Origin of the sequence: Phenylobacterium sp. (genome assembly GCF_036677185.1) — a bacterium.
GTDB lineage: Bacteria > Pseudomonadota > Alphaproteobacteria > Caulobacterales > Caulobacteraceae > Phenylobacterium.
The window spans coordinates 313,354-333,517 of record NZ_JAKFEN010000013.1; the positions used below are offsets into that span (position 1 = coordinate 313,354).

General features: G+C 68.4%; 18 protein-coding genes, 3 tRNA genes and 1 pseudogene. 10 read left to right on the plus strand and 12 right to left on the minus strand.

From position 1 onward, the window contains the following. Nucleotides 1-128 precede the first annotated feature (128 nt). The 3 genes from V6M51_RS05240 (at nt 129) to V6M51_RS05250 (ending at nt 2,407) form a co-directional block, all read left to right on the plus strand. Nucleotides 129-698: an SRPBCC family protein gene (locus tag V6M51_RS05240; RefSeq protein ID WP_332765248.1), complete on the plus strand. Its 570-nt coding sequence runs from the start codon at nt 129-131 to the stop codon at nt 696-698. A gap of 91 nt (nt 699-789) precedes the next feature. After that, complete coding sequence (locus V6M51_RS05245) at nt 790-1,161, plus strand: MmcQ/YjbR family DNA-binding protein (protein ID WP_332765250.1); 372 nt, start codon at nt 790-792, stop codon at nt 1,159-1,161. A gap of 295 nt (nt 1,162-1,456) precedes the next feature. Then, complete coding sequence (locus V6M51_RS05250) at nt 1,457-2,407, plus strand: MBL fold metallo-hydrolase (protein ID WP_332700928.1); 951 nt, start codon at nt 1,457-1,459, stop codon at nt 2,405-2,407. A 181-nt stretch (nt 2,408-2,588) separates the two neighbouring features. Here the strand turns inward: V6M51_RS05250 and V6M51_RS05255 are convergent. Both V6M51_RS05255 and V6M51_RS05260 read right to left on the minus strand, forming a co-directional pair. Then, nucleotides 2,589-2,665, minus strand: a tRNA-Arg gene (locus V6M51_RS05255). 52 nt (nt 2,666-2,717) lie between these two features. Continuing rightward, on the minus strand, nt 2,718-3,659 hold the full coding sequence (locus V6M51_RS05260) for an ABC transporter ATP-binding protein (protein WP_332765251.1): 942 nt from the start codon (nt 3,657-3,659) through the stop codon (nt 2,718-2,720). A gap of 163 nt (nt 3,660-3,822) precedes the next feature. Between V6M51_RS05260 and V6M51_RS05265 the strand changes: the two genes are divergently transcribed. Continuing rightward, the gene (locus V6M51_RS05265) at nt 3,823-4,071 is read left to right on the plus strand and encodes a zinc-finger domain-containing protein (protein ID WP_332765312.1); all 249 of its coding nucleotides are present in this window, start codon (nt 3,823-3,825) and stop codon (nt 4,069-4,071) included. A gap of 90 nt (nt 4,072-4,161) precedes the next feature. Then, nucleotides 4,162-4,959, plus strand: coding sequence for an isocitrate lyase/PEP mutase family protein (locus V6M51_RS05270; RefSeq protein WP_332765253.1), 798 nt, complete (start codon nt 4,162-4,164; stop codon nt 4,957-4,959). Here V6M51_RS05270 and V6M51_RS05275 read toward each other — a convergent pair. Continuing rightward, nucleotides 4,956-5,507, minus strand: coding sequence for a metallophosphoesterase family protein (locus V6M51_RS05275; protein ID WP_332765255.1), 552 nt, complete (start codon nt 5,505-5,507; stop codon nt 4,956-4,958). The genes V6M51_RS05270 and V6M51_RS05275 overlap by 4 nt on opposite strands. 94 nt (nt 5,508-5,601) lie before the next feature. On the opposite strand from V6M51_RS05275, the gene polA reads away from it, so the two are divergent. Then, nucleotides 5,602-8,457 (plus strand): DNA polymerase I, encoded by a 2,856-nt coding sequence (polA, locus tag V6M51_RS05280; RefSeq protein WP_332765256.1) that lies wholly within the window; start codon nt 5,602-5,604, stop codon nt 8,455-8,457. Between the two features lie 26 nt (nt 8,458-8,483). Here polA and V6M51_RS05285 read toward each other — a convergent pair. Beyond that, a tRNA-Ala gene (locus V6M51_RS05285) sits at nt 8,484-8,559 on the minus strand. A 116-nt stretch (nt 8,560-8,675) separates the two neighbouring features. Here V6M51_RS05285 and V6M51_RS05290 point away from each other — a divergent pair. Both V6M51_RS05290 and V6M51_RS05295 read left to right on the plus strand, forming a co-directional pair. After that, nucleotides 8,676-8,990 (plus strand): YggT family protein, encoded by a 315-nt coding sequence (locus V6M51_RS05290; RefSeq protein ID WP_332765258.1) that lies wholly within the window; start codon nt 8,676-8,678, stop codon nt 8,988-8,990. Nucleotides 8,991-8,993: 3 nt separating this feature from the next. After that, nucleotides 8,994-9,278 (plus strand): DUF167 family protein, encoded by a 285-nt coding sequence (locus tag V6M51_RS05295; RefSeq protein WP_332765260.1) that lies wholly within the window; start codon nt 8,994-8,996, stop codon nt 9,276-9,278. Here V6M51_RS05295 and V6M51_RS05300 read toward each other — a convergent pair. The 4 genes from V6M51_RS05300 to V6M51_RS05315 form a co-directional block, all read right to left on the minus strand. Continuing rightward, the gene (locus V6M51_RS05300) at nt 9,269-10,558 is read right to left on the minus strand and encodes an ammonium transporter (RefSeq protein WP_332765262.1); all 1,290 of its coding nucleotides are present in this window, start codon (nt 10,556-10,558) and stop codon (nt 9,269-9,271) included. The genes V6M51_RS05295 and V6M51_RS05300 overlap by 10 nt on opposite strands. Nucleotides 10,559-10,818: 260 nt before the next feature. Next, nucleotides 10,819-12,258: a methyl-accepting chemotaxis protein gene (locus V6M51_RS05305; RefSeq protein WP_332765263.1), complete on the minus strand. Its 1,440-nt coding sequence runs from the start codon at nt 12,256-12,258 to the stop codon at nt 10,819-10,821. Nucleotides 12,259-12,300: 42 nt separating this feature from the next. Continuing rightward, nucleotides 12,301-12,786, minus strand: coding sequence for a chemotaxis protein CheW (locus V6M51_RS05310; RefSeq protein ID WP_332765264.1), 486 nt, complete (start codon nt 12,784-12,786; stop codon nt 12,301-12,303). Next, on the minus strand, nt 12,786-14,693 hold the full coding sequence (locus V6M51_RS05315) for a HAMP domain-containing methyl-accepting chemotaxis protein (RefSeq protein ID WP_332765266.1): 1,908 nt from the start codon (nt 14,691-14,693) through the stop codon (nt 12,786-12,788). The genes V6M51_RS05310 and V6M51_RS05315 overlap by 1 nt, the downstream gene beginning before the upstream one ends. Before the next feature lie 267 nt (nt 14,694-14,960). Here V6M51_RS05315 and V6M51_RS05320 point away from each other — a divergent pair, with 267 nt between their 5' ends. Continuing rightward, nucleotides 14,961-15,722, plus strand: a complete 762-nt coding sequence (locus V6M51_RS05320; RefSeq protein WP_332765268.1) for an SIR2 family NAD-dependent protein deacylase — start codon at nt 14,961-14,963, stop codon at nt 15,720-15,722. On the opposite strand, the gene V6M51_RS05325 is transcribed toward V6M51_RS05320, so the two are convergent. Then, a complete protein-coding gene (locus V6M51_RS05325) occupies nt 15,719-17,518 on the minus strand; it encodes a methyl-accepting chemotaxis protein (protein ID WP_332765270.1) in 1,800 nt (599 codons plus the stop codon). The genes V6M51_RS05320 and V6M51_RS05325 overlap by 4 nt on opposite strands. A 194-nt stretch (nt 17,519-17,712) precedes the next feature. After that, entirely contained in the window at nt 17,713-17,982 is a 270-nt protein-coding gene (locus tag V6M51_RS05330; protein WP_332765272.1) for a hypothetical protein, read from the minus strand. Nucleotides 17,983-18,226: 244 nt separating this feature from the next. Between V6M51_RS05330 and V6M51_RS05335 the strand changes: the two genes are divergently transcribed. Further along, nucleotides 18,227-19,114, plus strand: a complete 888-nt coding sequence (locus tag V6M51_RS05335) for an EpsD family peptidyl-prolyl cis-trans isomerase (RefSeq protein ID WP_332765274.1) — start codon at nt 18,227-18,229, stop codon at nt 19,112-19,114. A gap of 79 nt (nt 19,115-19,193) precedes the next feature. Here the strand turns inward: V6M51_RS05335 and V6M51_RS05340 are convergent. Further along, nucleotides 19,194-19,733, minus strand: a pseudogene (locus tag V6M51_RS05340) (PEPxxWA-CTERM sorting domain-containing protein); the annotation flags it as partial. 338 nt (nt 19,734-20,071) lie between these two features. After that, nucleotides 20,072-20,147: transfer RNA gene (locus tag V6M51_RS05345), tRNA-Thr, on the minus strand. Nucleotides 20,148-20,164 lie beyond the last annotated feature (17 nt).

Below are 20,164 nucleotides of genomic sequence, written 5' to 3' on the forward strand. Positions count from 1 at the left end.
CAGTTGACAATCCTTCGCGCGCCGATATGTTGAACCAAATGGTTCAACAACTGGCCGCCAGTCTCGCGGAACGCCTTCGCATTCTCGAAGGCTTGCTGCGCCAAAGCCCGAAGGAGCAAGCTGATCCCATGACCACCGCCCTGAGCCCGAAGGAGCAATCCGATCCGATGACACCCGCCAGTGGTCACGGCCGCGTGGTCGCACCCGACACCGTCCGGTTCGAACGCCTGCTGCCCGGCCCCATCGACCGGGTCTGGGCCTATGTCACCGACGGCGAGATGCGCGGGAAGTGGCTGGCCTCCGGCGCCTGGGACCTGCGCGTCGGCGGCCGGGTCGAGCTGAATTTCATGCACGCCGATCTTTCGCCCATCAAGGAACCGCCCCCGGCCGGCTTCGAGCAGATGGCCTGTGGCCATGCGGCGGTGGGCGAGGTCCTGGCGATCGACCCGCCGCGCATGGTGGCGATCACCTGGGAAGGGGGCTCGAACGTGACCTTCGAGCTGGCCGAGCGCGACGACGAAGTCTTGCTGACCGTGACCCACCGCAAGCTCGCCACCCGCGCCGAGATGCTGAACGTCTCCGGCGGCTGGCACGCCCACCTGGGCGTGCTGGAGGACCAGGCCCACGGGCGCACGCCCAGGCCGTTCTGGTCAGCCTGGCTGGCGCTCAAGGGCGAGTATGAGTCGCGCCTTCCCTGACCCGGCCGAGGCGGTCCGGGAAATCCCGGCCGCCTCTTGGGCCCGCGGCGCGAATAGAGGAAGCTCGGGCCTCCCTGTCCCGGAGGCGCCCGTGCTGAGTCCCGATCCGCAAGCTGTCCTCGAGCGTGTCCGCGCCGTCTGCCTGGCCTTGGCGCAGACCGATGAGATCGTCTCGCACGGCATCCCCGCGTTCCGGGTGGCGGGCAAGATGTTCGCCTATTTCCGGCACAACCATCACGGCGACGACATGACCGTGGTCTGCGTCAAGACCACCGGCCGCGACGAGCAGGAGCTGCTGATGGAGCTCGACCCCGACCTCTATGGCTGGCCGGCCTATCTCGGGCCCTCGGGCTGGATCTCGATCAATCTCGCCCCCGCCGACACCGACTGGGCCCACGTCGCCGAACGGCTCGCCGCCAGCTGGCGCCTAGCGGCCCCGAAGCGGCTGCTGGGCGTGGTCTAGGTCTTCAGGAGGACCGCTGGCGCGCCCGGTTGGATAAAACCGATAACTATGTGTCGCACTGTCTACTACGCTAGAGCCGCCTCCTACCGCATGCGTCCACCATATGCCCTCTGCACATGCTGTCGCGTACTATGACATTGCAGAGAACATCATTGGCGCTGTTTCGCAGATCCTCTTTCTGTAAGAACTGGCGGGAATCTACGACCCCAATACCTGTGTCTATCAGGCCAAAACAGGCGTTCGCTAAGGCTGACCCGTGTTATAGCTTTGCAGTGAGCGAAACGGAGCATGCGCTATGCTGCAATCACGACGCCATATCCTCGGTCAGCTTGCGGGAGCAGCGGTCGCGATCCCGGCCTCTGCCGCCACGTCGCATGTGGCAGATGAGACCCCAGGCCGAAGCGGCACGCGCCTGATCCTCCTGGGAACGGCTGGCGGACCGCGCCCGAGGCGCGCACGGTCTGCGACAGCGCAGGTCATTGTCGTGAACGGCGCGGCGTATGTCGTCGATTGCGGAGACGGTGTCGCCCGGCAACTTGCCGTGGCCGGCATCCCCCTGCGATCCGTAAGGCACATCTTCATCACCCACCAGCACTCCGACCACAATGCCGACTATGGGAACCTGCTCTCCGCCATATGGGTGTCGGGTCTTACGACGCAGGTCGACGGTTGGGGGCCGCCGCCGCTCGCGGAGATGACGCGGCATTTCTTCGCAATGAGCGCGGCGGACATCGATGTCCGGGTCAGGGATGAAGGGCGCATACCGCTGCCGCGGCTCGTCCAGGCGCATGACGTGAGCAGGGCCGGGCCGGTGATGCGCGATGCCAATGTCACGGTGTCCGCGGCAGTTGTCCGCCATCCGCCCGTCGTGCCCGCGCTGGCCTACCGCATCGATACCGCCGACAGATCGATAGTCATTTCCGGCGACACCAGCCCATCCGACAATCTTGTCGTCCTCGCTAAGGGCGCCGATGTGCTCGTTCATGAAGCGTTGCTGCCGGCGCGCATCGACGAGATGATCGGCAAATTGCCCAATGCCGAGCGGCTGAAGGCAAGTATCCTGTCGCATCACACGACAGCCGAACAGGCGGGGTGGATCGCGCAGCAGGCTGGCGTGAAGCTGCTGGTCCTGTCGCACCTCATCCCGGCCGAAGATCCCGATGTTCCCGACGAGGAATGGATCGCTGCAGCCAGCAAATTCTATCGCGGGCCGATTATCGTTGGAAAGGACCTGCTGGAGATATGAAAAGGCAAGGATTGGCGCGAAGCGGCCGAATCTACCTGAGGCGATTCGAGCATTTCCGCCGCTGGACACCGGCGCATCTACTACGCCCGTTTCCGACGCTCTTCCATCCGGCTTAGCTCCGGCGGTCGAGAGCGGCGTGAGACGGATCCAGCGTAGTCTGGCGTAGTACCCACGGCGGAATTGGCGCACCCGACACGATTCGAACGTGTGACCTTTGCCTTCGGAGGGCAACGCTCTATCCAGCTGAGCTACGGGTGCATATGCGCGGGAACGCTCCTCTAGCGGAAAGCGCGCCCGAACGAAAGAGCCGTCAGGCGGCCGCCTTGGACGTCAGCGAGACGAAGACGTCCTCCAGGTCCGGGTCCTCCGTCGAGATGTCCTTGATGTGCAGGCCGGTGGCGCGGACGGCGGCCAGCACCTGCTCGACGCTGGACTGGCCGGTGCGATAGGTGACCGAGAAGGCGCCGCCCGGGCGGGCCTTGGTCTCGAACCCCGCCACCTCCGGCGCGACCATCAGCGGCTCCTCCGGCGTGACCACGACATTGCGGGTGTCCAGGCGCTTCAACAGGGTGGCGGTGGGTTCGCAGGCCACCACCTCGCCCCGATTGACGATGGCGATCTGGTCGCAGAGTTCCTGGGCCTCTTCCAGGTAGTGGGTGGTGAGCACGATGGTCACGCCCTTGCGGTTCAGCTCCACCACATAGGCCCAGAGCTGCCGGCGCAGCTCCACGTCCACCCCGGCCGTGGGCTCGTCCAGGATCAGCACCGGGGGATTGTGCACCATGGCCTTGGCCACCATCAGCCGGCGCTTCATGCCGCCGGAGAGCTGGCGGACATAGGCCTCGGCCTTGTCGCCCAGGCCCAGCGCATTGAGCAGCTCCATGGTCCGGCGCTCCTTGGCCGGGACCCCGTACATGCCCGCCTGGACCTCCAGGCTCTCGCGCGGGGTGAAGAACGGGTCGGCGGAGATCTCCTGCGGCACCACCCCGATGGCGGCCCGCGCGTCGCGGGGCCGGGCATCGATGTCGCGGTCCCAGATGCGCACGCTCCCGGCGGTCTTCTTGGTCAGGCCCGCCAGGGTGTTGATGAAGGTCGACTTGCCCGCTCCGTTCGGGCCCAGCAGGCCGAAGATCGAGCCGCGCGGGATCTTCAGGTCGAGCCCGCGCAGGGCGTGCATCTCAGGCGTGGTCTTGGTGGCCGGATAGATCTTCACCAGGCCTTCGGCCTCGATGGCGTAATCGGGAAGGGTCATTCAAAGCGCCTAATTGTCGGCAAAGCGCCTAATTGACGGGCCGAGCCATGGTCGCATACCTAGGCGCGCGCGGCGCATCCGCCAAGCTTCCGCCGCCGGAGATCTGTTCATGGCCCGCAAAGCCCCCGTTCCCAACCAAGGCCGCTCCGCCAAGCTCGAGCCCATGCCCGCCAAGCCGGCCCTGACCCCGAACCTGCCGCCCTCGGAGGTGATCGTGGTGCGGTCGGGCCGGGTCGCCTGCGACGGCGTCGGCGGCGCGCTCGGCCATCCGAGGGTCTGGCTGGAGATGGGCGAGGCGACCTTCGTCGAGTGCCCCTATTGCGACCGCCGCTTCGTGCTGCCGACAGGTTCCGAAGGGCTGGAGGACGAGCGCTTCGCCCCCGGGGTCTATGAGGGTCCGCACGGGCACTAGGCCCGATTTCTGTCCCTGTCCGATTTCCGCCAGCATGTCACGGCGGCCCTACCTATATCGTCCTTCAGCAAAACCCCTGGAGGCGACCCCATGAGCCAAGCCGAGACCTTCCGCGCCCTGCACGCCGGGCCCGACATCCTGGTGCTGCCCAACGCCTGGGACGCGGCTAGCGCGGCCATGATGGAGGACGCCGGGGCCAAGGCCGTGGCCACCTCCTCGGCCGCCGTCGCCTGGGCGCACGGCTATGCCGACGGCGACATCCTGCCGATCCCGACCCTGCTGGCCGCCATCGGCGAGGTGGCCAGGGTGGTCAGGGTCCCGCTGACCGCCGACATCGAGGGCGGCTATTCCGATGACCTGCCGACCGTGGCCGAAACCATCAAGGGTGTGATCGGCGCCGGTGCGGTGGGGATCAATTTCGAGGACGGCGCGCGCGATCCCGAACTGCACGTGCGCAAGATCGAGACCGTGCGCAAGGCCGCCGCCCAGGCCGGCGTGGACCTGTTCGTCAACGCCCGGATCGACGTCTACCTGAAGGGCTTGGCCAAGGGCGAGGAAGCCCTGGCCGAAACCCTGCGGCGGGCCGAGCTCTACAAGGCCGCCGGCGCCGATGGGATCTTCGTCCCCGGGCCCGCCGAGGACGAGCTGCTGGCGACCCTGGCCAAGGGGATCGCCCTGCCGCTCAACGTCATGGGCCGCCCCGGCGTGGCCCCGGCCGCACGGCTGCAGGCGCTCGGCGTGCGGCGGCTGTCCTCGGCGACGGCGCCGTTCCGCGCGGCCTATGCGGCGCTGGGAACCTCGATCGCAGCCTATCTGAAGGACGGCGACGCCGGCGCCCTGGCCATGCTGGGCAAGGATCTTCCGGACCTCAACAAGCGCTTCGCCTAGCGAATCTCGACGAACTCGAAGTCGAACCGGTTCTCGCCGACGCTCAGGCGCACGAAGGCCCCAGGGACGCCATCCTCCATCCCGGTGGGCAGGGTGGCGCTTCCCGGGTTGAGCGCCATGCAGCCCGGAAACCAGCTCGACTGCGGCGTATGGGTGGAGGCGTAAAGCAGGGCCGTGATCTCGCCCCCGAACAGCTCTCGACACCTGGGGCGGAAGTTGAAGTCAGGCGTGAACGGGGCGACCGAGCTCGCAAGACCCGCGGCCACCGGATCGAAGACGCAGCCCAGGCGCGTCGCGCCGAGTTGCAGGACACGGACCTGCATATCTGTGCGCGGATCGTCGCTGTCGTCCTGCCCGCGGACGCCGAGCACCGGCGCGATCTGCGCCAGGCGGTCGAGGCCCGCAGCCTCGCCCATATCGCCCAGGGTGACGATCAGGTCGACGCCGGCCAGGGCCTCGAGGACTTGCGGCGTCCAGTCTGGACCGCCTCCCGGATGGATGTGGCAGTCGGCGAGAACGGCGACGATGACGGGGTCGGACTGGGCCATGGCGCCAGCCTAGCCCCAGGAACCCCCATCGCACACGCGCGATATTGCGATCTGGCGGGTGACCCCGGCGTCCCTCGCGCCTATCTTCCCCACCATGACCGAGACCCTCGACGCCGCCACGCCGCCCCTCGACGACCTTCCCCGCGATCACACCCAGGACGGACCGGCGGTCCGGCTGTATCTGGTGGACGGGTCGGGCTTCATCTTCCGCGCCTATCACGCCCTGCCGCCCCTGACGCGGAAGTCGGACGGCCTGCCCATCGGGGCGATCTCCGGCTTCTGCAACATGCTGTGGAAGCTGCTGGTGGACATGAAGGCCCAGGATGAGGCGCCGACCCACCTGGCGGTGATCTTCGACCATTCGGAGAAGACCTTCCGCAACAAGCTGTACGACCAATACAAGGCCCACCGCCCGCCGCCGCCCGAGGACCTGATCCCGCAGTTCCCGCTGATGCGCGACGCCACCCGGGCCTTCGGCGTGCCCTGTCTGGAGCTGCCAGGCTACGAGGCCGACGACCTGATCGCGGCCTATGCCTGCAAGGTCCGCGACGCCGGCGGCGAGGTGGTGATCATCTCGTCCGACAAGGACCTGATGCAGCTGGTCGGACCCCGGGTGTGGATGCTCGACACCATGAAGAACGTGAAGATCGGTCCTGAGCAGGTCTTCGAGAAGTTCGGGGTGGCGCCTGATCGCGTGGTGGATGTCCAGGCCCTGTGCGGCGACAGCGTCGACAATGTGCCGGGCGCCCCCGGCATCGGGGTGAAGACCGCCGCCCTGCTGATCAACGAATACGGCGACCTGGACTCGGTCCTGGCCCGCGCCGGCGAGGTCAAGCAGGAGAAGCGCCGCCAGACCCTGATCGATTTCGCCGACCAGATCCGCCTGTCGCGGGAGTTGGTGCGGCTGGACTGCGACACGCCCCTGCCCTCGCCGATCGACGACCTAGCGGTGGCCGAGCCGGACGCCGCGACGCTCGCCAAGTTCCTCGAGGAGATGGAATTCCGCAGCCTGGCCCGGCGCGTGGCCGGCGGCGGCGCGGCGGCGGCGGCGCCCGCTCCGGCGCCCCAACCCGTGGCCGGCGACCACGGCCCCATCGACACCAGCGCCTATGTCTGCGTGCGCGACCTGGCCACCCTCGACGCCTGGATCGCCAGGGCCCGCGCCCTGGGCGTGGTGGCTTTCGACACCGAGACCGACGCGCTCTCCTCCGCCAACGCCAATCTCTGCGGCGTCTCCCTGGCGGTGGCGCCGGGCGAGGCCTGCTACATCCCCGTGGGCCACGAGAACGAGGGCGCGGGCGGGCTGGAGTTCGAAACCCCGGCCGAGATCGAGCAGATCCCTTGCGACGAGGTCATGGCGCGCCTGAAGCCGCTGCTGGAGGACCCCTCGGTCCTGAAGGTGGCGCAGAACGCCAAGTACGACATCGCCGTCCTGTCGCGCTACGGGATCGATGTCACGCCCATCGATGACACCATGCTGATCAGCTATGTGCTGGAGGCCGGCGTCCACAAGAGCCACGGCATGGACGAGCTGTCCAAGCGCTGGCTCGACCATGAGCCCATCAAGTTCAAGGCGGTCACCGGGACCGGCAAGACTCAGAAGAGCTTCAAGCACGTGCCGCTGGAACCGGCCACCTGCTACGCCGCCGAGGACGCCGACGTCACCCTGCGGCTGTGGCTGCTGCTGCGGCCCCGGCTGGCCCGGGAAGGCCTGCTCACCGTCTACGAGACCCTCGAGCGCAAGCTGCCGAGCGTGCTGGCCGAGATGGAGAACCACGGGATCAAGGTCGATCCCGAACGCCTCCGCCAGCTCTCCAACGACTTCTCGGTGCGCATGGGCGAGCTGGAGCTCGAGGCCCACCGGCTCGCCGGCCGGCCGTTCAACCTGGGCTCGCCCAAACAGATCGGCGATCTGCTGTTCCAGGAGATGGGGCTCGCCTCGGGCCGGATGACCGCCACGGGGGCCGCCTCGACCGATGCCTCCATGCTGGAGGACCTGGCGGCCAAGGGCCACGAACTGCCCCGCGTCCTGCTGGACTGGCGCCAGCTCTCCAAGCTGAAGGGCACCTATACCGACAACCTGATCCCGGCCATCGCCCCGCGCACGGGCCGGGTGCACACCTCCTATGCGCTGGCCTCGACCACCACCGGACGGCTGTCGTCGTCGGACCCGAACCTGCAGAACATCCCGATCCGCACCGAGGAGGGCCGGCGCATCCGCAAGGCCTTCATCGCCGAGCCGGGCAATGTGCTGATCAGCGCCGACTACAGCCAGATCGAGCTGCGGATCCTGGCCCATGTGGGCGACATCCCGCAGCTGAAGAAGGCCTTCAAGGAGGGCCTGGACATCCACGCGGCCACCGCCTCGGAGATGTTCGGAGTCCCCATCGAGGGCATGCCCGCCGAGACGCGGCGGCGGGCCAAGGCGATCAATTTCGGCATCGTCTACGGCATCTCGGCTTTCGGCCTGGCCAACCAGCTCTCCATCCCGCAGGACGAGGCCGGGGCCTATATCAAGACCTATTTCGAGCGCTTCCCCGGCATCCGCGCCTATATGGACCGCACCAAGCAGATGGCGCGGACGCAAGGGTTCGTGACCACCGTCTTCGGGCGGAAGGTCAACATCCCGGCGGTGAACTCCAAGTCCGCCGCCGAGCGGGCCTTCGGAGATCGCGCGGCCATCAACGCCCCGATCCAGGGCGCGGCCGCCGACGTCATCCGCCGCGCCATGATCCGCATGCCCGCGGCGCTGAAGGCCGAGGGGCTATCGGCCCGCATGCTGCTGCAGGTCCACGACGAACTGGTCTTCGAGGCGCCGGAGGCCGAGGCCCAGGCCCTGATCGCCCTGGCCAAGCGGGTCATGGAGCGCGCCGCCGAGCCGGCGGTGTCGTTCACCGTGCCCCTGGTGGTCGAGGCTCGCGCCGCGGCCAACTGGGACGACGCGCACTAGGGCGCTCTGTGATGTCGGGAGGTTCCTGGTGGAGCCGAGCGGAGTCGAACCGCTGACCTCCTCATTGCGAACGAGGCGCTCTACCAACTGAGCTACGGCCCCAGGAGGGGCGGAATTAGGGGTGGGAGGGCCTGTCTGTCAAGCCGCAGAAGCGCGCGGCTTGCCACGGAAGGGCGGCCAGACGATACAGGGCCGGTCATTCCCTGCTGGAAACCTCGATGATCGCGCTGATCGGATTCGTCTTCTTCATCCTCGATAGCCTGCTGAGCCTGCTGATCTTCGCCATGATCGCCAGCGCCATCCTCTCCTGGTTGGTGGCCTTCGACGTGATCAACCTGCGCAACCAGTTCGTCTACGGAATCGCCAAGTTCCTCGACGCGGTGACCCGGCCGGTGCTGGCGCCGTTCCAGCGCATCATCCCGCCGCTGGGCAATGTGGACATCAGCCCGATCATCGCCATCCTGGTGATCAGCGGCATCCAGCGCTACCTGCTGCCGGCGGCGCAAGGCGCGCTGCTGAATCTCGTCGTCTAGGCCATGCGGCTGCCGGTCCGGGTCACGCCCAAGGGCGGCCGGGACGCGGTGGACGGCTGGGCCCGGGATCCGAGCGGCCGGCCCTATCTGAAGGTGCGGGTCAGCGCCGCGGCGGCCGATGGCGAGGCCAACGCCGCCCTGACCGTGTTCCTGGCCAAGACCCTGAAGGTCTCGAAGTCGTCCGTGCGCATCGTCTCTGGTGAGACGGCGCGCCTGAAGATGCTGGAGATCGAGGGGCTGGACGAGGCGGCTCTGGAGGCCGCCTTCGGACCGAAGCCTCAGGGATAGGCCCGCTCGCCGTGGTTGGCGAGGTCGAGGCCGTCCTCCACCGCCTCGGCGGAGGCGCGCAGGCCCACCGTACGGCGGACCACGAAGACCAGGACCAGGGTGGCGACCGCCGACCAGGCGCAGACCGCCGCCACGCCGATCAGCTGGGTGACCGCCTGGGAGCCCATGTCCACGCCCTCGGCGTAGCCCGTCCCGCCCAGCTCAGGGGTGGCCAGAATCGCCACCAGCAGGGTCCCCAGGATGCCGCCCACCCCGTGGACGGCGAAGACGTCGAGGCTGTCGTCGACCTTGAGCCGGCTCTTCACGAAGTCGACGGCCTGATAGCAGACGAAGCTGCCGGCCGCGCCGAGGATCACCCCGCCCAGCGGCCCCACGAAGCCCGAGGCCGGCGTGACGGTGGCCAGGCCCGCCACCACCCCGGTGACGATGCCCACCATGCTGGCGCGCTTGTAGCGGGTCCACTCGATCAGCGCCCAGGTCAGGCCGGCCGTGGCGGCCGACAGGTGGGTCGCGATCAGGGCCGAGCCCGCCGCGCCGTCGGCGGCCAGCGCGCTGCCGGCGTTGAAGCCGTACCAGCCGACCCACAGCATGGCCGCGCCCATCATGGTCATGCCCGGATTGTGCGGCGGCGAGAGATCGCGCGGGAAGCCGTCGCGCGGGCCCAGGCGCCAGGCGATCAGCAGGGCCGAAATCCCCGCCGTGGCGTGGACCACCAGGCCGCCCGCATAGTCCATGACCTTCATGGAGGCCAGCCAGCCGCCGCCCCAGACCCAGTGGCAGACCGGCGCATAGACCACCAGCAGCCAGAGGCCGGAGAACAGCATGACGGCGGAGAACTTGATTCGCTCGACGAAGGCGCCGACGATCAGGGCCGGGGTGATGATGGCGAAGGTCATCTGGAAGCCGAAGAACACGCTCTCCGGCAGGACGCCGGTCACCGCGTCGCGGCCGACCGAGGCGAGCGCGAACTTGGCCAGGTCGCCGACCAGCGGATGGGTCCCGGAGAAGGCCAGGCTGTAGCCGCCGAACAGCCACAGCACCGAGGCCAGGCAGGCGATGCCCACGCAATGCATCATCACCGACAGCACGTTCTTCGAACGCACCAGGCCGGCATAGAACAGCGCCAGGCCCGGCAGGGTCATGAACAGCACCAGGGCCGTGGCGCTGAGGATCCAGGCGGTGGCGGCGGGGTCGGCGACGGGGGCGGCGTCCTGCGCCCAGGCCGGGGTCGCGACCATGGCCATGGTGATCAACGCAACCGCGCGTCGCAGGTATGACATGCCGCCTAGCCCCCAGAATCCGGTTCGACGGACCCTGGCTACAGGACTATTCGCCCGATGTGCAGGCACAATCTTGCGGCGGCCGCCCGAAATTTGGGCGCCCTACCAACGCTCGTCATCCTCCGGTCAGCCGCAGGCTGATCCGGGGGACGCTGGCGGCTGACTCTCAGGATGTGGCGGACGCCGCTTGGGTCCCCCGGATCGTCTTTCAGACGACCGGAGGATGACGAGTTGTGGAGATATCGTCAGGCGATAAACGCCTAGAATTCTTCCCAGCTATCCTGGCGGCCGACCACGGCCAGGCGTGGCGAGCCGCCCTGGGCGGCGCGGGCGCGGACGGGCGGGGCGGCGGCCTGGATCGGTTCGCCGTCGTGGGTGCGGAACTGGCCGATCAGCTTGGCGAGCTCCACCGCTTCGTTGGCCAGGGCGTGACTGGCGGCGGTGGATTCCTCGACCATGGCGGCGTTCTGCTGGGTCACCTGGTCCATCTGGTTGACGGCGGAATTGACCTGATGGAGTCCGGTCGCCTGCTCCTGGGCGCTGGAGGCGATCTCGGAGACGATGCCGTTGATCTCGGCCACCTGGCTGACGATCACCTGCAGGGCCTTGCCCGTCTCGGCCACCAGGCTCACCCCTTGGCCGACCTGCTCGCCCGAGGCGTGGATCAGGGCCTTGATCTCCTTGGCCGCCTGAGCCGAGCGCTGGGCCAGGGCCCGGACCTCCGAGGCGACCACGGCGAAGCCGCGGCCGGCGTCTCCCGCCCGGGCAGCTTCCACCCCGGCGTTCAGGGCCAGGAGGTTGGTCTGGAAGGCGATCTCGTCGATCACCCCGATGATCTGCTCGATCTGGCGCGACGAACCCTCGATCTCGCCCATGGCGGCGGTGGCCTTGCGGACCACCTCGGCGCTCTGGGCGGCGTTGACGCGGGCGGTCTCGACGACGCTGCGGGCGTGGGTGGCGCCCTCCGCGGTTCGGCGGACGGTCTCGGTGATCTCGTCCAGGGCCGCGGCGGTCTCTTCCAGGCTGGCGGCTTGGCGCTCCGTGCGGTGGGAGAGGTCGTCGGCGGCGCGGCTGATCTCGTCGGCTCCGGAGCGCATGCTGGAGGTCGCGCCGACCACCACGCCCATGGTGTTCTGCAATTGGCTCATGGCCACGTTGAAGTCGTGCTTCAGGGCCTCGTATTCGGGGGCGACGTCCTGCTCGACGCGGGCGGTCAGGTCGCCATGGGCCAGGCGCGCCAGCCCGTCGGCCAGGGCCGCGACCACCACCGCCTGGTTCTGGGAGACGGCGGAACGTTCGGACGACAGGCGATGGCGCTCGGTCTCGGCCGCAGTGCTGGCGGCTTCACGGCCAGCGCGCACGGCGCGGGCCTCGGCCAGATCATGGCGCAGGGTGTCCAGGGCGCGGGCCACGACGCCGGCCTCGTCGTTCAGTTCCAGGCCGTGCACTGGCTTCTCGTAGCGCCCGGCCGCCAGTTCGGCGACCGACGCCGAGAGCTCGACTAGCGGCGCCTTGACCAGGCCGCGGAAGACCATGGAGAGCACGAAGAGGGCCAGCAGCCCCATGGCGATCCCACCGCCGATCAGCATCAGGCCGCCGATCTTGGCCGCGACCAGAGCCCAGGCCCCGGCGGCCGTGACGCCCATGGCGCAGGCTGTCGCCCAGGTGAGTTTCGCGGTGATCGACGGGCGGGCCGGCATCTTTGGGGGTGTTTCCTGGTATGCGAAAAGAAGAGGGGTTCGTCAGGCCGCGGCGGCGGCGGCGGCCGTCGCCTGCACGTCGGGCGGGAGGATGTGGTCGAGGGACAGCAGCGAGACGATGCCGGTGTCGGTGGTCATCACCCCGGCCACATAGGTGGTGGATTCGACGCTGCCGACCGACGGGGGCGGTTGGATCAGGCCCTCGGTGACGGTGAGAATGTCGGAGACCGCGTCGACCACCAGGCCCATCTGGGAGTCGCCGATCTGGGCCACCACCACCACCGAGGCGGGGCCGGGGTTGGCCGCGCCGAGGCCGAGGCGAGCGCCGAGATCGATGACCGGCAGGATCGCCCCGCGGAGGTTCATCATGCCCAGGACGTGGGGCGGCGCGTGCGGCAAGGGCGTCGCCGCGGTCCAACCCCTAATCTCGCGCACGGCCATGATGTCGATGGCGTAGGCCTGATCACCGATTCGAACCGAGATCAGTTCCGCCCCGGGGGACGGGATGCGCGACGTCGTGATTTCCATCAGAACTCCTCCCAGCTGTCGGCCTCGAACGCCGGCTCGAGCTTCACCGCGGCGTTTCCGCGGGTGGCGTAGGCCTTTGCGCGCAAGGGCTTTGCGGCCGACGGAGCGGCGGGCCTGCGCGCGGCGGCCTGGGGCGTGACCGCCCCGATGGTGAACTGGCCCATGAGGCGCGCGAGCTCGATCGCTTCGTTGGCGAGGGCGTGGCTGGCGGCGGTGGACTGTTCGACCATGGCCGCATTCTGCTGCGTAACCTGATCCATCTGATTAACGGCCGTGTTGACCTGCTGCAGGCCGACCGCCTGCTCCTGGGCGCTGGCTGCGATCTCGACCACCGAGGCGTTGATCTCGGCGACCTGGGTGGCGATCCGCTGCAGCGCTTTGCCGGTTTCGGCGACCAGCTCGACACCGGAGCCGACCTGGGCCGACGAGGCGTTGATCAGGGCCTTGATCTCCTTGGCCGCTTCCGCCGAGCGCTGGGCCAGCGCCCGGACCTCGGAGGCGACGACCGCGAAGCCCTTGCCCGCGTCGCCGGCGCGGGCGGCTTCGACGCCCGCGTTCAGGGCCAGCAGGTTGGTCTGGAAGGCGATCTCGTCGATCACCCCGATGATCTGGCCGATCTGCTTGGAGGAGCCCTCGATCTCGCCCATGGCCGCGGTGGCCCTGCTGACGATGACCGCACTCTCCTCGGCGTCGGCGCGGGCGGTGGCGACCACGGTGCTGGCGTGATTGGCGCCCTCGGCGGTCTTCTTCACCGTGGCGGTGATCTGGTCGAGCGCCGCGGCGGTCTCCTCCAGGCTCGCGGCCTGCTGCTCGGTGCGCCGCGACAGGTCGTCGGCCGCCGTGGAGATCTCCCCGGCCCCCGACTGCATGCTGGCGGTGTTGCCGCTGATCACCGCCATGGTCTCCTGCAGACGGTCCATGGCGGCGTTGAAGTCGATCTTGAGCTGGGCGTAGTCGACCGCGAAGGCGGCCTCGATGCGGAAGGTCAGGTCGCCGTCGGAAAGTTGCGAAAGACCGCGGGCCAGGGACTCGACGACCACGGCCTGTTCGCGGGCGGCGGCGGCGCGGGCTTCCTCGGCGGCGCGGCGCTCGGCCTCGGCCGCGGCGCGGACCTGGGCGGCCTCGCCCTCGACGCGCAGCTTCTCGATGGCGGCGTCCTTGAAGGCCAGGACCGCCTGGGCCATTTCGCCCACCTCGTCCTTGCGGCCGATGGCCGGCACGTCGACGCCGTTGTCGCCCGCCGCCAGCCGGCCCATGACGCGGGTCATGGCGCCGACCGGCGCGGCGATGGCCCGCGACAGCAGCCAGGCCATCAGGCAGGCGGCAGCCAGGGCGCCCAGGCTGCCGACGATCAGCGTCAGCTTGGCCTGACCGATCGCCTTCTGCTGGGTCTCCCAGCGCGACGCGACCAACTGGTTCTGGGCCGTCATGAGCTCGCCCTGGGCCTCGCGGACCTTGGTCAGGCGCACCGTGCCCACCTGGGCGCGGGCCTGATCGATGGTGGCGGGGTCGCGGGCGAGGTCGATCACGCCGGCGTTCTGCGACCGCCAGTCGGCGATGATCGCCTTCAGCCTGTCGGCGCGCTCGACCTGCAGCGGCTGGGTGGTGCGTTCGCGGAAGTCGGCGATGTGCTGGTCGACCACCGCGCCGTTCTTTTCGTAGTTGTCGAGGAACTTCGCGTCAGCCGTCGCCGCGAAGCCGCGCATGGCGTTCTGTTGTTCGATGGTGGCGCTCAAGATTCCGGCCACGTCCTGGCTATTCTGGTAGCTGACATTGTTCTTGCGCGCGGCCTCCAGCGTCGTGTTCAAGCTCATGAACAGCGCCCCCGCCGACAGGGTGAACACCGCAAGGATCACGGCGAAGGCCGCGATCAACTTGGTCGAGATACGCGCGTTACTGAAGTTCATGATGACGCCCCGCAAGTAAATATGAGGCATTCACTAGCGATCCGAACCTTCGCCTTGATTAACGCCAATTAATGGATAACCGGCAAATTGTCGCATACCGCCATTTTGACTTTATAGTGCGGAACATGCGCTGCGGAGTGGCCGGTATTACTTCGCATCAAAGCTGGGTCGCCGGGTATGGCCAGGGCGTCGGAGCGGCCATACCGGGACACCCGTTGCCATGGCGAGCCCGGCCCGCTCCAATGGCGGGGTTGAAGGAACAGGACCATGGACCATACCTCGCCCCGAGGCGCCGCGCCGTCCCCCCGCGACCTCGCCCGGGCCATCGCCCAGGCGCGCAAGGTGGTGGTGTTCACCGGCGCCGGCATCTCCACGGAGTCCGGCGTGCCCGACTTCCGCAGTCCGGGCGGGGTGTGGAGTCGCATGACGCCGATCAGGTTCCAGGACTTCGTCGCCGACGAGGCGCAGCGGCGGGAGGCCTGGACCCGCACCTTTTCCGGCGCGGCCCGGTGGACCGGGGCCAAGCCCAACGCCGGGCACGCGACGGTGGCCCGGCTGGTGGCGGAGGGCAAGGTCACGGCCGTCATCACCCAGAACGTCGACAACCTGCACCAGGATTCCGGCGTGCCGGCGGACCGGATCGTCGAGCTGCACGGCAACGCCCACTACGCCCGCTGCCTGGCCTGCGGTCTGCGCCACGAGTTCGATGACTTCCGCGAGGCGTTCCTGGAGCGCGGGGTCATACCGACCTGCCGCGACTGCGGCGGCCTGGTGAAGTCGGCCACCATCTCCTTCGGTCAGGCCATGCCTCCCGAGCCCATGGCGCGGGCCGAGGCCGCGACCCTCGACTGCGACCTCTTCCTGGTGCTGGGCTCGTCCCTGGTGGTCTACCCGGCGGCCGGCTTCCCGCTCCTGGCCAAGCGCAACGGCGCGCGTCTGGCGATCGTCAACCGCGAGCCGACGGACCAGGACATCCATGCCGACCTGGTCCTGCACGACGAGATCGGCCTGGTGATGAGTCAAGTCTAGGCGGCGCGGCGGACGGCGGGACCCGCGTCCCCGGTGCGGAACTGGGCGACCAGGGTGGCGAGCTCGGCCGCCTCATTGGCCAGCGAATGGCTGGCGGCGGTGGATTCCTCGACCATGGCCGCGTTCTGCTGGGTCACCTGGTCCATGTGATTGACCGCGGTGTTGACCTGCTGGAGGCCGGTGGCCTGCTCCTGCGCGCTGGCGGCGATCTCGGCGACGATGCCGTTGATCTCGGCGACCTGGGTCACGATGCGCTCCAAGGCCTGGCCGGTGGCCGCCACCAGTTCGACGCCGGTCCCCACCTGGGACGACGAGGACATGATCAGCGCCTTGATCTCCTTGGCGGCTTCGGCCGAACGCTGGGCCAGCGCACGCACCTCGGAGGCCACGACCGCGAAGCCCTTGCCGGCCTCGCCGGCCCGGGCGGCTTCCACCCCGGCGTTGAGCGCCAGCAGGTTGGTCTGGAAGGCGATCTCGTCGATCACCCCGATTATCTGGCTGATCTGCCTGGAAGAGCCCTCGATCTCGTCCATGGCCGAGGTGGCCCGCTTCACCACGTCGGCGCCCTCGGCGGCGTCGGAGCGCGCGGTCTCCACCACCTTGCGCGCGTGATTGGCCCCCTCCGCGGTCTTGCGGACCGTCGCGGTGATCTGGTCGAGCGCCGCGGCGGTCTCTTCCAGGCTGGCGGCCTGCTGTTCGGTGCGCCGCGACAGGTCGTCGGCGGCGGTCGAGATCTCCCCGGCCCCGGAGCGCATGCCCGCCGCGGCGCCGACCACCACGCCCAGGGTGTTCTGCAGCTTGGCCGCGGCCAGGTTGAAGTCGCTCTGCAGCTTCAGATAGGCCGGCGGCAGCTCGCCCTGCATCCGATAGGTCAGGTCGCCCTCGGCCAGGCGCTCTAGCCCCTCGCCGAAGGAACCCACCACCAGGGCCTGGCCCCGCGCCGTGGCGGCCTCCTCGCCGGCCAGCCGTTCCCGCTCGGCCTGCGCCTTGGCGTCTTCCTGGGCGGCGCGGGCGGATTCAGCCTCGATGGCGTTGACGCGGAACACCTCCAGGGCGCGGGCCATCTCGCCCACCTCGTCGGCGCGGTCGCGGGCCTGGACCTCGATGTCGACCCGGCCGCCGGCTAATTGGTTCATCTGGCGGGTCAACTCGCGCAGCGGACGCACCACGCCGGCGGTCAGACCGTAGACCCCGCCACCGACCACGGCCAGCAGCAGGCCGATGAGGGTGAGGCCGCCGAACAGGGCCAACTTGGCGTCCCGCCCCGAGCGCGCCTCGACGGCGGCGTTGAGCGCATTGGCCACCGGCACCACCTCGTCGATCACCGCGCGATGGGCCCGGTAGGCCTCGGTGGCGCGCCCGTAGGCGTCGGCCGCCTTGGCCGTATCGCCGCTCTCGATCGCCGACAGCAGGTCGCCCTCGACCACGGTCCAGAAGGTCTGGGCCGCCTCATGGGACTCCGCCGTGATCTTGCGCTTCAACGCCTCGGGCAGGCTGGAGGCCTCCCAATGTTTGTGGCGGGCGTCATACTCGGCGCGCAGGGCGCTCAGCCGCTCGCGGCTCTTGGCGGCGGTCTCGACCCCGTCGCGGGCGAGAGTGGCCACCAGATAGGCCTCGATCACATATTGCGGGGGCGGCAGGATGTCGGCGACCAGGTCCTTGCCCTGAACGATCTCGGCATATTGCGGTCCGCCGATGCGGACGTGGTTGATCACCAGCAGGCCCAGGATCACGGCCACCAGGACCCCTCCGCCGACGGCGAGGCCAAAGGCGCGCACCGCGGCGGCGATCTTCATCCGAAACATCTGTCCCCCGACGAGGCGAGGCGCGCGCCGCTTGCTTGCGGCAATGCGCGCGCCGCCAAGGGGTCATGGATATCGGCCGCTTGGTTAACCGCGGTTTACGCTGAAGCCCGAAGTCATTGTGAAATAAGGGAAAATTGCAAGCCAGGGTTTTCTGAGCGCCGGTGGTGCAAGCAGGCCGTGCACACTCAGCGCTTGGCGGGCCGCGCCCTCAGCTTGGCGGGCGGCGGATCGGCGCGAAAGTCGCCCGCCGTCCCCAGCTTGGCGTTGCAGGAGGGGCAACGAACCTCGGCGGCGTCCTCCAGCTCGGCGGCGACCGAAAGCCCGGCCCCACAGGGCTTGCACTTCCAGTCGTGGGCCGGAGGCGGAGGCGACGGAGGCGGCGGCGCGCCGGGCACGATCACCTTTGGCGGATTCTTCAGCCTCAGGATCGGACGGCGTCGAGGCTCTTCGGTCATGGCGGCGGTTCCGAGATGGGCCAGCGCGCGCGGGCGCCGGGGGTTCTCTCTTGTCCCTTGCTCACATGCAACAGGAAAGGTGTTCGACGTTTCGCCGCGAAGTCGTCGAATAATGGCAACCGCTTGAACATCTTTCTCGCTTAACAGGGCGAATGGCTGGTCAAGACTGCCGGCGGTAGTATTCTTCTAACGACACGCGAGCGACAGGCTTTGCGTCGTACATGAATTCCGGGGGAGAGAACCCATGAAGTTGACTTGGACCCATGGCGCGGCCCTGGTCGCCTGCGTAGCGATTAGCGGCTGCGGCCTGGGAGGCGGCAAGGCGCCGAAGGGCCAGGTGGTCGCGACGGTCGACGGCGAGGAAATCACGGCCATGGAGCTCAACGCTGAGCTGTCCGGCGTCCAGGTCGCCGACGCCGCCCAGCGCAAGCTGGCCGAGCAGGCCGCCTTGAAGCAGATCATCCTGCGCAAGCTCCTCGTCCAGCAGGCCAAGGCGGAAAAGCTCGACAAGACGCCGGCCTTCGCCCAACAGCGGGACCGCGCCGCGGAGAACCTGCTGGCCGGCATGATGCAGAGGAAGATGTCGCAGGGTATCGCCGATCCGCCGAAGGCCGAAGCCGAGAAGTTCGTGGCCGAGCACCCGGCCATGTTCGCCAACCGCCGGGTCATGGTCGTCGATCAGATCGTCACCACCCCCATCAACCCCACGATCAGCAAGCAGCTTGAGCCGACGACCACCCTGGAGCAGGTCGAGGCCGTCTTCCGGGCCAACAATCTCGACTACCAGCGCACCACGGTGGTCCTGGACACGCTGAATGCGCCGCCGGCCTTCATCACCACCCTGGAGAAGCTGCCGCCCGGCGAGATCTTCGTCTTCCCGCGCCCCGGCGCGGTGATCGTCAACCAGATCCGCGACACCCGCTCCACGCCGTTCATCGGCGATCGGGCGGTTAGCTACGCCCTGGCCGGCCTGAAGAGTCTCCGGACCCAGGAGGCCGTCGGCAAGAAGATGGAGATCCTGGAGAAGGGGTCCGCGTCCAAGATCCAGTACAACGAGGCCTATAAGCCCAAGCCGGCCCCGAAGGCGCCCGCGGGCAAGTCCGCCGCCCCGGCCGCCGCGCCCAAGACCTAAGTCGCCCACCCGGACGGCGCGCACAAAAAACCCCGCCGATCTCGCGATCGGCGGGGTCTTCCGTTGTGCTTTTGAAAGCTTAGGCGAACGCGACCGCTTGCTTGCGGCGGGCGCTGCGGAGCATGCCGCCGACGCCGCCGAAGCCGATGATCATCATCGCCCAGGTGGCCGGTTCCGGAACCGCCGCGCCGATGTTGCTGACTTCGAACGAGTTCGTGGTCGAGTTCAGATCAAAGCCGACGATGTTCTCGGTCGAGTAGAACGTGAAGCGACCGTTGGTGTCGGCCTGTTGACGATCACCGTCGTTGGCGCCCGAGATGGCGCCGAGCTGCAGGCCGGTGATGACCTGCGTGCCGCCGCCCTTCAGGTAGAAGGTGATCGAGTTGTAGTCGTCGAGCGAGCCGATATAGAGGCTCACCCGCGAGACGTTCGGCGCCGTGAAGGTCGCGACTTGACCGGCTTGGACGCTCAGATAGCGAGTCGGATCGTCATCGCCCGGATCGAGCGGGCCGAAAGCCGGAGCCGCGCCGAGGCCGGACGTGCCGGTCAGCAGCGAGGCGTCGCCACCCAGGGTCCAACCCGCAGCCAGAGTCAGCGGCGCGTTGAAGTCGGTGACCAGCGATTCGTTGGCGTTGAGCGCCGACTGGTAGCTGGCGAAGGAATGGATCGTCACGGCCGCGTTGGCGGCCGAGGCGCCCAGGGTGGTCGCAGCCGCGAAGACGGCCCCGACCAGAATCTTCTTAAAGTTGCTCACTTAGCGAGCCCTCCATAAACCACATGTCCAATTGCCCCTCCGAGTAACGCCCCCCGGACGTAGTAGCCCGCCCGTAACTCAGTGGTTCACAACTGGTTAAATCCGAACCTTTGCCGCACCGCAACGGGATTCCCCAAATACGTGCGTTTTGTTCGACGAATGGTGTTATTCGACCCGATTGCCGTGCAATTTCAGAGCAAGGGTGGTGCCGCCTAGGTGACTCGAACACCTGACCTACGCATTACGAATGCGCCGCTCTACCGGCTGAGCTAAGGCGGCCCGAAGGCTGTCGCGGA